The 11,754-nt window shown below is 68.7% G+C and carries 11 protein-coding genes and 1 tRNA gene; 5 read left to right on the forward strand and 7 right to left on the reverse strand.

Annotation, left to right across the window (positions count from 1 at the left end; translation table 11 throughout):
- Positions 1 to 340 (reverse strand): alcohol dehydrogenase catalytic domain-containing protein (locus tag B8460_RS00480; protein WP_148360192.1); only part of this gene is annotated, 340 nt, incomplete at its 3' end.
- Positions 341 to 427: 87 nt separating this feature from the next.
- Here B8460_RS00480 and B8460_RS00485 point away from each other — a divergent pair.
- Together B8460_RS00485 and B8460_RS00490 are read left to right on the forward strand one after the other, a co-directional pair.
- Positions 428 to 1,384: a helix-turn-helix transcriptional regulator gene (locus B8460_RS00485; protein ID WP_048859607.1), complete on the forward strand. Its 957-nt coding sequence runs from the start codon at positions 428 to 430 to the stop codon at positions 1,382 to 1,384.
- A gap of 17 nt (positions 1,385 to 1,401) precedes the next feature.
- Positions 1,402 to 1,695: a hypothetical protein gene (locus B8460_RS00490; RefSeq protein WP_048859608.1), complete on the forward strand. Its 294-nt coding sequence runs from the start codon at positions 1,402 to 1,404 to the stop codon at positions 1,693 to 1,695.
- A gap of 19 nt (positions 1,696 to 1,714) precedes the next feature.
- Here the strand turns inward: B8460_RS00490 and boxA are convergent, their stop codons facing one another.
- The 6 genes from boxA to B8460_RS00520 form a co-directional block, all read right to left on the reverse strand.
- Complete coding sequence (boxA, locus tag B8460_RS00495) at positions 1,715 to 2,941, reverse strand: benzoyl-CoA 2,3-epoxidase subunit BoxA (RefSeq protein WP_048859609.1); 1,227 nt, start codon at positions 2,939 to 2,941, stop codon at positions 1,715 to 1,717.
- A 1-nt stretch (position 2,942) separates the two neighbouring features.
- Positions 2,943 to 4,391 carry a benzoyl-CoA 2,3-epoxidase subunit BoxB gene (gene boxB / locus B8460_RS00500; protein ID WP_048859610.1) on the reverse strand — a complete coding sequence of 483 codons (1,449 nt, stop codon included), beginning with the start codon at positions 4,389 to 4,391 and terminating at the stop codon, positions 2,943 to 2,945.
- A gap of 16 nt (positions 4,392 to 4,407) precedes the next feature.
- The gene (boxC, locus tag B8460_RS00505) at positions 4,408 to 6,087 is read right to left on the reverse strand and encodes a 2,3-epoxybenzoyl-CoA dihydrolase (RefSeq protein ID WP_048859611.1); all 1,680 of its coding nucleotides are present in this window, start codon (positions 6,085 to 6,087) and stop codon (positions 4,408 to 4,410) included.
- Positions 6,088 to 6,149: 62 nt separating this feature from the next.
- Positions 6,150 to 6,848: an alpha/beta fold hydrolase gene (locus B8460_RS00510; protein ID WP_148360194.1), complete on the reverse strand. Its 699-nt coding sequence runs from the start codon at positions 6,846 to 6,848 to the stop codon at positions 6,150 to 6,152.
- Positions 6,849 to 6,979: 131 nt separating this feature from the next.
- Positions 6,980 to 8,458, reverse strand: coding sequence for a benzoate-CoA ligase family protein (locus tag B8460_RS00515; protein WP_048859612.1), 1,479 nt, complete (start codon positions 8,456 to 8,458; stop codon positions 6,980 to 6,982).
- Positions 8,459 to 8,548: 90 nt separating this feature from the next.
- Positions 8,549 to 9,295 carry an SDR family NAD(P)-dependent oxidoreductase gene (locus tag B8460_RS00520; protein ID WP_048859613.1) on the reverse strand — a complete coding sequence of 249 codons (747 nt, stop codon included), beginning with the start codon at positions 9,293 to 9,295 and terminating at the stop codon, positions 8,549 to 8,551.
- A 104-nt stretch (positions 9,296 to 9,399) separates the two neighbouring features.
- On the opposite strand from B8460_RS00520, the gene B8460_RS00525 reads away from it, so the two are divergent.
- The 3 genes from B8460_RS00525 (at position 9,400) to B8460_RS00535 (ending at position 11,736) form a co-directional block, all read left to right on the forward strand.
- A tRNA-Leu gene (locus tag B8460_RS00525) sits at positions 9,400 to 9,479 on the forward strand.
- Positions 9,480 to 9,584: 105 nt separating this feature from the next.
- Positions 9,585 to 11,486, forward strand: coding sequence for an HAD-IIIC family phosphatase (locus B8460_RS00530; protein WP_052945091.1), 1,902 nt, complete (start codon positions 9,585 to 9,587; stop codon positions 11,484 to 11,486).
- A gap of 4 nt (positions 11,487 to 11,490) precedes the next feature.
- Positions 11,491 to 11,736 carry an acyl carrier protein gene (locus B8460_RS00535; RefSeq protein ID WP_048859614.1) on the forward strand — a complete coding sequence of 82 codons (246 nt, stop codon included), beginning with the start codon at positions 11,491 to 11,493 and terminating at the stop codon, positions 11,734 to 11,736.
- The last annotated feature ends 18 nt before the right edge of the window (positions 11,737 to 11,754 follow it).

Below are 11,754 nucleotides of genomic sequence, written 5' to 3' on the forward strand. Positions count from 1 at the left end.
AGTCGCCCTTGACCCGTGCCCGCGCCGCCCAGTGGCCGAGATGCGTCTCGCCGGTGCCCCAGCCGTTGATCAGCACCGCATCGCCGGCCTTCCAACGTGGATGCGACGATGTCTCCACGACGCCCGCGCCATCGATGCCGGGAACCATCGGCCAGCGCCGCACGACCGGCGCGCGGCCGGTCACCGCCAGCCCGTCCTTGTAATTCACGGTGGAGTGCGTCACCCGCAGCGTGACATCCCCGTCCATCAGATCGGCGTCCGTCAGGGTGGTCAGCGTCGCGACGGTCGCCGCGTCGCGCGCATCGCCCTCGCGGGTCAACAGCACCGCACGGAATGACATTTCCTGGCTCCTCCCGTATGCCGCGCCCTGCGGGCGCGTTGCCGGCGTCCTGCATAGCGCGCCGGCGGACCGGCGTCAGGGGAGCAGATGCGCACGGCGACTGGGCGGACCGATGGGCGGGGAGGCGGGGGCGGCGACGGTCCGCGCGGCGACGGGGGCGCCTTCCTCGAGCGCATCGGCGCCAGGCTGCGCATGTTGCGCGCCCAGCGCGGGATGACGCAGCGGGCGCTGGCGAGGCAGGCAGGCGTCTCCGAACGCTATATCGCGCAGACCGAGGCAGGGACCGGCAACATGTCGATCCTGCTGCTGCGGGCGATCGCCCATGCGCTCGACGTGCCGCTCGCCCGGCTGGTCGAGGATGAGGTGCCGCCCCTCGTGCGCGCGGCCGAGGCGCTGCTCGCCGGCCTGCCTGAGGCGGAGCAGCGGGCGGCGTTCGCCTTGCTGGATTCGCGCTATGGACCGGAGGCGCGCGCCGCCGCGCCGCGCGTGATCGCGCTGATCGGCTTGCGCGGCGGCGGCAAGTCCACCCTCGGGGCCGCCCTGGCCGCGCGGCTCGGGCTGCCGTTCGTCGAGCTCGACCGCGAGATCGAGCGCGAGGCGGGACTTGCGCTGGATGCCATCTTCGAACTGCACGGGCAGCCTGGCTACCGCCGGGCCGAGCGCGCGGCGCTCGAGCGCCTGCTTGCCGCCGACGAGCCATGCGTCCTGGCGACCGGCGGCGGAATCGTGGCGGACCGCTTCACCTACGACCTGCTGCTGCGCCGCTGCCTGACCGTCTGGGTCCGTGCATCGCCGGAGGAGCACATGCAGCGCGTCATCGACCAGGGCGACACCCGCCCGATGGCCGAGGACGGCACCCGGGGCATGGCCGACCTCCGCGCCATCCTGGCCGCCCGCACCCCGCTGTACGAACGCGCGGCGCTGACGCTGGATACGTCCGGTCAGACGATCGCGCAGTCGCTCGACGCGCTGGCAGCCATGGTGACGCGCGGCGCGATGGGCGGCATGACCGGCGCCGGCGACGGCCGCCAGCCCGCATCGTAGCCGTCGCGCCGACCGAGATGGAGTACCGCCGTCTGCATGTCGAGCAGGATGACGATACCGGACAGGCCGATTCCGGACGCCAGCAGCCCGATCATGCCGCCTGCCAGCGCGAGGCCGAAATTGAAACCGCCAAGCGGACCACCGGCGACACCCGCCGCGACGAACCCCGCGCCTGTCGCCGCAACGATGGCGGCGACCATGATCACCTGGGCCAGCCCGACGAGAACCCCACGCAGAGTGCGCATGCCGGCAGCTCCTTACTGTCACTTCGACAACAGAAGGCTACCGCGTTGGCGGACGTCCTGCGGTGACGCAGTTCACTCCGCCCCCTCAATAAGTCTCCACATGCAAACGCCCGTCCGCCAGCATCGCAGCGCGCAGCGCCTGCCAGTCGATGCCTTGCGCGGCCGCGATTTCCGTCAGCACCGCCTCTACGCCGTCCTCCAGCCCGCGCAGGCCGCAGACGTATATATGCGTCGTCGCGCGCGGCAGCAGCGCCGCGAGGTCGGTGGCGCGGGTAAGCATGCGGTCCTGGACGTATTCGCGCGGCGCGTCGGGCAGGCGTGAATACACCAGTTCCTTGTCGAGCAGCTTGTCCGGCACCTTCTGCAACGGCCCGAAATACGGCAGCTCCTGCGGCGTGCGGGCGCCGAAGAACAGATAGAGCCGCCCCGATGCCCACGGCATCGCCCGCCGCCGCCGCTCGGTGAAGGCGCGGAACGGCGCCGAGCCGGTGCCGGTGCAGATCATGATGATGTCGGCCTGCGGATCGTCGGGCATCAGGAATGTGGCCCCGAACGGCCCGACCACGTCCAGCGTCGCGCCGCGCGGGAGATCGCACAGCCAGTTCGATGCGACGCCGCGGAACACGCTGCCGTCCGGTTGCCGCTCCGCCACCCGCTTGACCGTCAGCGCGAGGTTGTTTGCCCCGGGCTTCTCGCCGTCGCGCGCGCTGCACACCGAATAGAGCCGCATCGCGTGCGGGCGCCCGTTCGAGTCCGTGCCCGGCGGCGTCACGCCGATGCTCTGTCCCTCCAGCACCGGAAACGGCACCGCGCCGAAATCGAGGATCAGATGGCGCACGTCGCTGTCGGTGTCGGCGGCGGTGATGCGATAGTTGCCGGCGACCGTCGCCCGCGCCGGCTCCGCGCGGTTGAACACGTTGATGCGTGGCTTCGCGGCGGAGGCCGGTGCGGTCGCCCGGCCTCCCGCGCGCGCATGCGCATCCGCGATGAGCGCCGCCGCCTCGGCATCCAGCGCATCGGCCGGCTCCTGCGCCGGCTCGGGCGGCAGCTCCGTCCAGCCGAACTGGTCTTCTAGCGTGAAGGGCGTCGCTACAGTCAGCCAGTGATCGATCGACCCGGTGGGGCAGGGAGCGATGCAATCCATGCAATAGTTGCAGATGGAAGGATCGACGACATAGTTGTTGGCGTCGTGCGTCACCGCCCCCACCGGGCACGTCGCCTCGCAGGTATTGCAGCGTATGCAGACCTCGGGGTCGATCACATGCTGCTTCGCCTGCGCGGCTCCGGCCGCGAGCGTATCGGTCGCTGTCATGTCACTCGTGGATCTTCACGTATTCGAATTCGCCGGTCTTGTTGTCGATCCCGACCTTGGGTGCGGCGATCCACGACGCATAGCGGCCGGCGCGATGTTCCGGTTGCATGAGGCTGACGACGAAGTGGTTGTCGTCCTCGGTCGGCAGCAGGGTGTCGCGGACGGCCTCCCATCCGGCGGCGTCCAGCACCCGCCCCTGTGCATCGGCAGGGATGGCCGAGAACTCGCCGATCCGCCGGTTGAACGCCACGTGCGGGAGAGTCAGGCGGAAGTTGATGCCGGCCTTTTCGAACACCTTGTTCCAGCGCCCGACGCCCGCCTGCGCGTCCGCCACATAGTCGTCGCGCAGCCGCATGTTCAGCGCCGACAACGCCGGCACCTGCTCCTCGACGATCGCGCCGTCGCGCGGACGCAGCACCGGATAGGTGTCGGAGGTGAGCTGATGGTCGTCGGTCAGCTTGTCCTCGCGGTATCGTCCCTTCAGCCCTGCATTGAAGGCATTCGCCGCATTGGTGCTGATCTCGTTGCCGAAAAGGTCAAGCGTCAGCGAGAAATGCAGGTTCGCCTTCTTCTGTATCGTCGGCAGGTCGATGACGCCCAGCGCGCGCACTGCCTCGATATCGTTCGGGTCGGCGATGCCGGCCTCCTTCATCGCAGCACAGGTGCGTTCCAGCACGCGCGCGACCCCGGTCTCACCCACGAACATGTGGTGCGCTTCCTCGGTCAGCATGAAGCGGCAGGTGCGCGACAGCGGATCGAACCCCGACTGCGCCAGCGCCTCAAGCTGCATCTTGCCGTCGCGGTCGGTGAAATACGTGAACATGAAGAAGCTCAGCCAGTCGGGTGTCGCCTCGTTGAATGCGCCGAGCATGCGCGGGCTATCCTCGTTGCCCGAACGGCGGCGCAGCAGCTCCTCAGCCTCTTCGCGCCCGTCCTTGCCGAAATATTTCTGCAGCAGATAGACCATCGCCCACAGGTGACGGCCTTCCTCGACGTTGACCTGAAACAGGTTACGCATGTCATAGAGCGACGGCGCGGTGGCGCCCAGATGCCGCTGCTGTTCGACGCTTGCCGGTTCGGTGTCGCCCTGGATGACGATCAGCCGGCGCAGCATGGCGCGGTATTCGCCGGGCACTTCCTGCCACGCCGGTTCGCCTTTGTGGGCGCCGAACGGGATTGTGCGCCCTTCGACGGCCGGGGCGAGCAGGACGCCCCACTTATATTCCGGCATCCGTACGTAATCGAACTTCGCCCATCCCTTCGGATCGACGCCGATCGCGGTCCTCAGATAGACGAGACTCTCCTGGAACCCCTCCGGGCCCATGTCCTTCCACCAGTCGATGTAGCCAGGGTGCCAGGTCTCCAGCGCCTTGCGCACACGGGCATCGTCGTTGAGGCCGACATTGTTCGGGATCAGGCCGTTGTAGTCGACTTGCATGCCGTCGGGCATCGTCGCCTCCGGTGTGTCAGACGCGTTGCGGGTTGTAGGCCGGCTTGATGCCGCTGCCGTAGCGTTTCAGCGCGCCTTCGTCGCCGACCGCGTTGGGGCGCTGGAAAATCCAATTCTGCCAGGCGGTAAGGCGGCCGAAGATGCGCGTCTCCATCGTCTCCGGTCCGGCGAAACGCAGGTTTGCCTCCATGCCGGTCAGCGCGTCGGGCGAGAAGCTCGCGCGCTCCTCCAGCATGATGCGCACCTCGTCGTCCCAGTCTGTCTCGTCATAGGCGAACGTGACCAGCCCCGCCGCATCGGCCGCGTCGGCGTCCAGCGCGGTGCCGGCCGTGGCCTGCGCCGCCGCCAGCGTCTGCGGCTCGCCGAGGAAGCGCGTCTGCAGCCGCGTCAGCCCGTTGCCCATCGGATAGGCGCCGAAATTGAGCGGCGACAGGGTGATCGTGGCGGGCGGCTTGTTATCGCCCGCGCGGACGCCCGCGAAGATCACCGAGCGGTCGGCCGCGAACGCGATCTCCGCCAGCGTGCCGGCGAAGCAGCTGCCCGGCTCGATGAGCGCGATCAGACTGCGCGAGGTCATGTCGACCCGCTTGAACACCCGCTTGAGATAATGGCGCACCTCGCGCACCAGCCAGTCGCCGGCCGCGCGCTCCAGCAGCGCGTCATAGGCCAGCACCGCCGCCGGGTCACCCTCGGTGCGGAACACGAGCAGACCGATCTCAGCCTCGTTGGCGCGCAGATGCAACAGCGCGTCGTCCAGTTCGCGCCCGAGGCGCAGCGGCCAGAACTGCGCACCTTCCGCCGCGATGCCGGCGACATCCGCCGGCGGCGGCGCGTCGGGGCCGCGCAGCGTGATGTCGGCCCGCCGCGCCGCGCGGTCGATCTCAACGCGGACCAGCGAATAGCGCACGCCGTCATCGGTGAAGGTGCGGTCCAGCGGCGTCAATGCCACGCCCTTCGCATCCGCCGGCCGATCTGATTTCGCAGCCCATTCCAGCGCGCGCTGACGCACCGTCGCCTCCCACGCGGAGGGCGGCACGACCTCGTCCACCACGCGCCACTCGACGGCGCGGCGACCGCGCACGCCTTCCTCGGTAGAGCAGAATACATCGGCACGGTCGCGACGAACGCGGCGCTTATCGGTCAGGCGCGTCAGGCCGCCGGTGCCGGGCAGCACCGCCAGCAGCGGCGTCTCCGGCAGCGACACGCCGGAACGGCGGTCGTCGATCAGCATGATGTGCTCGGCCGTCACCGCCAACTCATAGCCGCCGCCCGCCGCCGTGCCGCTGACGGCGGCGAGGTAGAATTGGCGCGAATTCTCGCTCGAATCCTCGATGCCGAGCCGCGTCTCGTTGGTGAACTTGCAGAAATTGACCTTGTGCGCATGGGTGGCGCGGCCAAGCATGCGAATATTCGCGCCGGCGCAGAACACGCCCTCCTTGGCGGAGCGTAGCACCACGGCACGCACCTCCGGATGCTCGAACCGCAGTCGCTGGATCGCGTCCGCGAGCTCGATATCGACGCCAAGGTCGTAGGAGTTCAGCTTCAGCTCGTACCCGTCGAAAAGGCCGCCGGCCGGGTCCACGTCCATGGCCAGCGTCGCGACGGCGCCGTCGATGCTGAGCTTCCAGTGTCGATACCGCGACGGATCGGTCTGGAAGTCGATGCGCGCCGGCCCGCGTGGCGGCGGATGATCCATGTCAGTGCTCTCCCTCGATGGCCAGCATTATATTGCCGGTCATGTCGAAAGGCAAGCGCAATCTACCGTCGCGTAGCAGAAATATAATGCATGAATTGGTCGATCTCATCGAGGACGCGATCCGCCGCCTGCGCCTGCGGTGTGTGCCCGACGTCCGGGACCAGGACGATGCGGGGGGATGTCTTCAGATGGCGACGCAGATGGTCCAGCTGGGCCGCCGTGCCATACTCGTCGGCCTCGCCTTGGATCGCCAGGACCGGCACGCTGATGCCGGCGATCTGTTCAGCAAGGTCCATCGTGGCGAAGCCCGGCCGTAGCCACGTGTCGTTCCAGCCGTGGAAAGCGTTGTCCACGTCGCGGTGAAAGCGCGACAGGCGCGCCCGCAGCCCGGACCGGTAGGCAATGCCGGCGGCACGTATTCCGGCGATCGTGACATCCTCGACGATGAAATGCGCGGCGATCAGCACGAGGCCGGCCAGCAACCGATCGCCGGCCTCACCGCCATAAATGGCGGCGATCGATCCGCCGTCCGAGTGTCCCACCAGCACGCGCTGTCCGATCCCCGCCGCGTCCAGCACCCGGCCGAGCATCCGCCGCGCATGATCGTGCAGATAGCTCGGGGGCCACGGCAACGGTTCGGGATCAGACAGGCCGTAGCCGAACCGCGAATAGGCAAAGACGCGCTTGCCCGTGCGCGCTGCCAGACGCGCTGGGAAGTCGCGCCACATGGCAACCGAGCCCAGCCCTTCGTGCAGCAGCACGATCGTCGGTCCTGACGGAGCGCCGGCCGGCTCCCAGACGCATGCCTCGACGGACCGCCCGTCGATCGACAGATCGAGACGGCGTGCGGTCGGCGGTTGCGCCGCCGGGGCATCGTCGGGACGCACCGTCGTTATGCCCCGCGCAGCCGGAAGCGCTGGATTTTGCCCGTCGCCGTCTTCGGCAGCGTGTCCGAGAACTCGATCCAGCGCGGGTATTTCCACGGTCCCACCGCCGCCTTCACGTGCGCCTGTAATTCGCCGACGAGCGCCGGGGACGGCACCTGCCCGTCTTTCAGAACGACGTAGGCTTTGGGCTTGACCAGTCCGTCGGCATCCGTCGCGCCGACCACCGCTGCCTCGAGTACCGCCGGATGGGCGATCAGGGCGCCCTCCACCTCGAACGGCGAAACCCAGATGCCACCCACCTTCAGCATGTCGTCGCCGCGTCCGCAGTAGCGGTAGGCTCCGGTTTCGTCCTGGACATACGTGTCGCCGGTATGTGTCCATTCGCCGCGGAAGGTCAGGCGCGAGCGCGCGCGCAGGTTCCAGTAGCCTTCCGCCGCGCTCGGCCCTCGTACCACTAACTCGCCCGGCGTCCCCGGCGGCGTGGGGCGGCCCTCCTCGTCCACGATGCGGACCTCATAGCCAGGGACCGGCTCGCCCGTGGTTCCGTAGCGGACCGCCCCCGGCCGGTTCGACACGAAGATATGCAGCATTTCCGTCGAGCCGAGCCCGTCGAGGATGTCGCTGCCCACGACCTCGCGCCAACGCTGTCCCACCGCCGCCGGCAGGGCCTCGCCGGCCGAGGTGCTGATCCGCAGCCGCGCCGACCCGGCCCCCGGCCCAATCCCCGGCTGCGCGAGCAGTGAGGCGAACAGCGTCGGCACCCCGCCGAACACCGTCGGCTGGTGCCGCGCCATCACCGACAATACCGCCTCCGGCGTCGGCCGCTCCGGGAGCAGAACCGCCTGCGCCCCGACCGACAACGGAAACGTCATCGCGTTGCCCAGCCCGTAGGCGAAGAACAGCTTGGCGGCGGAAAAGACGACATCGTCCTCCCGTATTCCGAGAACCTGGGCCGCATAGGTGTCCGCGGTGGCCTGCAGACTGCCGTGGACGTGGCGCACGCCCTTGGGGTGTCCGGTCGAGCCTGACGAATAGAGCCAGAACGCCACCTCGTCGGCCGACGCATCGACCGGCGCGGCGGTGGGGGCGTGGCCGGCAATGAACCCGTCCAGGTCTGACACGACGGCGGGATGCGCCACGTGCTCCCGCAGGGCAGGAGAGGCGACGACGAGGGCGGCGCGGCTATCCGCGAGGATGTAGGCGACCAGATCGGGCGTCAGAAGCGTGTTGATCGGCACGGGCACGACGCCTGCCCGGATGGCGCCCCAGAAGGCGATGGGAAACTCGACCGTGTCATGCATGAGCAGACCGATCCGCGCCTCCCGCCGCACGCCGGCCGCGTGCAGCGCCGCCGCGAAGCGTGCGGTCGCCTCGTGGAAGGCGGCATAGCTGAGGCTGCGGGCGGGGTCGACGAAGGCGAGTCGCCCGCCGCGACCGGCGGTGATGTGCCGGTCGATGAAAAAGCCGGCCGCATTGGCGTTCATCCTCGTTTCCTCCCGTTTGGGCGGGAAGCTAGACGGAGATGATACGTTGGCGGAAGACCGCCCGGCCGGTGGCCCGACGCGGCATGCCGGTCAGATCATGTAGTCGCCGCCGTTCATGTTGAGCGTCGCGCCGACATAGTAGGCGCCCGCGTCGGAGGCGAGGAACACGACCGTGGGCGCGACCTCGCCCACCTCGCCGAACCGCCCGATCGGCAGTTCGGCCCGCTTGCCGGCGCGCCAGTCGGCCGGAAGGCCGGCCAGCAGGGGCGTCTCGATCGGGCCCGGACAGATGGCGTTCACCGTGATGCCGGCGGCGGCAACCTCGTAGGCGAGACTGCGGGTGAAACCGATGACCCCCGCCTTCGCCGCGCAGTAATGGACCATGCCGGCGGCACCCTTGTGGCCGAGTTGGGAAGCGGTGTTGATGATCCGCCCCCACCCCTTGCGTCGCATCGCCGGCAGTACATGCCGCGTGCACAGGAAAATGCTGCGTAGATTCACCCGCAGCATCTCGTCCCAAAGCTCGAGCGGCATCGACTCCAGCGTGCTGAACGTATCGATGCCGGCATTGTTGAACAGGATGTCGACCTCGCCGATGGCGGCGATGAGGGTATCGAACGCGGCCGTGACCTGCGCCGGGTCGCCGACATCGGCGGTGGCGGCGGCGGCGTGCCCTCCGCCGTCGCGGATCGCGGTCGCGGTCGCCTCGCCGGCAGCGCCATCACGATCGACGATCCCGACGGCGCAGCCCGCCTGCGCCAAGGCCAGTGCGCTCGCCCGCCCGATGCCGCTGCCGCCGCCCGTGACCAACGCCACTTTGCCGTCCAGCCGGTGCATGCGCGTGCCTTTCCCTGTCTCCGGACCTCGTCACGATCCGCGCGCCAGACTAGGCTTGCGCGGCCCGCGTGGCGATCCTGAGGGATGCGTCGTGCAAATGGCGGGCCCGCCTGGCGGAATGGTAGACGCAGCGGACTTAAAATCCGCGGCCCATGGCGTGGGGGTTCGAGTCCCCCGGCGGGCAGCGACCCGAGGTTGAAATTGCATGTTGCGTTGCGGTAGCCAGCAGGTCCATCGGCGCCATTGATGCTACCACTTTGACGCCACCACTGGCCGGAGCCTCCGACCGATGACCGACCTGCACTGGCTGCCCGCGTCGGCTGCTGACTGGAAGGCGCGGGTCCGCGCCCTGGCCCCGGCATCGGGCGACGGTGACGACGCCGCCTGGGCGGAGGCGGTGACGCTGGCCAACGCGGCCCTGAACTTCGTGCAGACCAGCGCCCTCGATCAGGCGGTCAGGCGGCGCTTCGCGGGGCCTCCGGCCGCGCTGGCCACCAAGCCGGTCCGTCTTGCCCTGCTCGGCTCGGCGACGATGGCGCATCTCCATCCGGCGATCCGCGTGGCCGGGCTGCGCCGCGGCCTGTGGGTCGATATCTACGAAAACGACTTCGGCCAGTACCAGCAGGAACTTGCCGACACGGGCTCCGACTTGCACGGGTTTCGCCCCAACGCCGTGCTGCTGGCGCTCGACGCGCATCATCTGACGGCGGGCTTGACCGCCGGGATGGATGCGGCGGCCGCCGATGCGGCGCTGACGGATGCCACGACGCGGCTGCGCGATCTGTGGCGTCAGGCGCGCGAGACCTTGCGCTGTCCGGTGATCCAGCAGGTGCCGCTGCCGCTGCATCCGCTTCTCCTCGGCGCCAACGAGCATCGGCTGCCGGGCTCGCCCGCGGCCTTCATCGCGCGGCTCTCCGCCGCCTTGCGTCCGCTGGCCGACGAGGCCGGCGTGCATCTGCTGGCGCTCGACGACCGGGCCGCGCGCGACGGCCTCGCCGCCTGGCACAGTCCGACGCTCTGGCACCACGCGAAGCAGGAAATCGACCCCAGGGCCGCGCCGCTCTATGGCGACCTCGTGGGACGGCTGCTGGCGGCGCTGCAGGGGCGATCCTCGAAATGTCTCGTCCTCGATCTCGACAACACCCTGTGGGGCGGCGTGATCGGCGATGACGGGATGGAAGGCATCGTGATCGGGCAGGGAAGCGCCGGCGGCGAGGCCTATGTCGCCTTCCAGGCCTATGCCCGCGAACTGTCACGGCGCGGCGTCATCCTCGCGGTCTGCTCCAAGAACGACGAGGCGAATGCCGTCGAGCCGTTCGAGAAGCATCCCGAGATGGTGCTGCGCCGCGCCGACATCGCATGCTTCGTCGCCAACTGGTCCGACAAGGCCGGCAATATCCGGGCGATCGCGCAGGAGTTGAACATCGGCCTCGACAGCCTCGTCTTCGTCGACGACAACCCGTTCGAGCGCAATCTCGTCCGCCAGGAGCTGCCCATGGTGGCGGTGCCGGAGGTGACGGACGATCCCGTCAGCTACATCCGGGCCCTGTCGGACGCGGGCTATTTCGAGGCGCTCACCGTCACCGACGAGGATCGGGAGCGCACCGGCCAATATCATGGCAACCAGGCGCGCGAGGCGCTGCGCGCGTCGGCGACTGACATCGAGTCCTATCTGCGCGGCCTAGAGATGCAGCTTGTCTGGCGTCCGTTCGACCGGATCGGGCTGCAGCGCACCGTTCAGCTCATCAACAAGTCCAACCAGTTCAACCTGACCACCCGCCGCTATAGCGAAGAGGACGTGCTTGCCGTGATGGCGGACAGGCAGGCCTTCGGGCTGCAACTGCGTCTGCTCGACCGCTTCGGCGACAACGGGGTCATCGCCATCATCATCGGACGGCTGCGCGACGGCGATGCCGTTTATATCGACACGTGGCTGATGAGCTGCCGCGTGCTGGGGCGGCAGGTGGAACCCACCACGCTCAACCTGATCGCGCGGGAAAGCCTTCGGCTGGGCGCCCGCCGGTTGATCGGAGAATACATACCGACGAAGAAGAACGGTATGGTCCGCGACCATTACGCGAAGCTGGGCTTTGCCCTCATCGAGGAGCGGGCCGATGGCGGCAATGTCAGCATGCTCGACCTCGACCGCTTTACCCCCGCGGCGACATTCATCCATGTGACGGAAGGCTGATCCGATGCCCAGCGAAACCGAGATCTACAGCGCGCTGACCGAAATCTTCCACGACGTGTTCATGCGCGACGACATCGCGCTGGCGCCGGAGACGTCGGCCAAGGACATCAAGGGCTGGGATAGCTTCAAGCAGATCGAGATCATCCTTGGCGTCGAGGATCGGTTCGGGATCAAGCTGAACACGCGGGAACTGGATAGCCTGCGCAACGTGGGCGACCTTGCGGCGGTCGTCGCCAACAAGGCCGCCTGAACCCGGTCAGCCCGCGTC

Source organism: Acidisphaera rubrifaciens HS-AP3, assembly GCF_000964365.1.
GTDB classification, from domain to species: domain Bacteria; phylum Pseudomonadota; class Alphaproteobacteria; order Acetobacterales; family Acetobacteraceae; genus Acidisphaera; species Acidisphaera rubrifaciens.

Coding starts and splice junctions, on each gene's coding strand:
- B8460_RS00485 (WP_048859607.1), top strand. CDS start 428: ATGCGCACGGCGACTGGGCGGACCGATGGGCGGGGAGGCGGGGGCGGC.
- B8460_RS00490 (WP_048859608.1), top strand. CDS start 1,402: ATGGAGTACCGCCGTCTGCATGTCGAGCAGGATGACGATACCGGACAG.
- boxA (WP_048859609.1), bottom strand. CDS start 2,941: ATGACAGCGACCGATACGCTCGCGGCCGGAGCCGCGCAGGCGAAGCAG.
- boxB (WP_048859610.1), bottom strand. CDS start 4,391: ATGCCCGACGGCATGCAAGTCGACTACAACGGCCTGATCCCGAACAAT.
- boxC (WP_048859611.1), bottom strand. CDS start 6,087: ATGGATCATCCGCCGCCACGCGGGCCGGCGCGCATCGACTTCCAGACC.
- B8460_RS00515 (WP_048859612.1), bottom strand. CDS start 8,458: ATGAACGCCAATGCGGCCGGCTTTTTCATCGACCGGCACATCACCGCC.
- B8460_RS00520 (WP_048859613.1), bottom strand. CDS start 9,295: ATGCACCGGCTGGACGGCAAAGTGGCGTTGGTCACGGGCGGCGGCAGC.
- B8460_RS00530 (WP_052945091.1), top strand. CDS start 9,585: ATGACCGACCTGCACTGGCTGCCCGCGTCGGCTGCTGACTGGAAGGCG.
- B8460_RS00535 (WP_048859614.1), top strand. CDS start 11,491: ATGCCCAGCGAAACCGAGATCTACAGCGCGCTGACCGAAATCTTCCAC.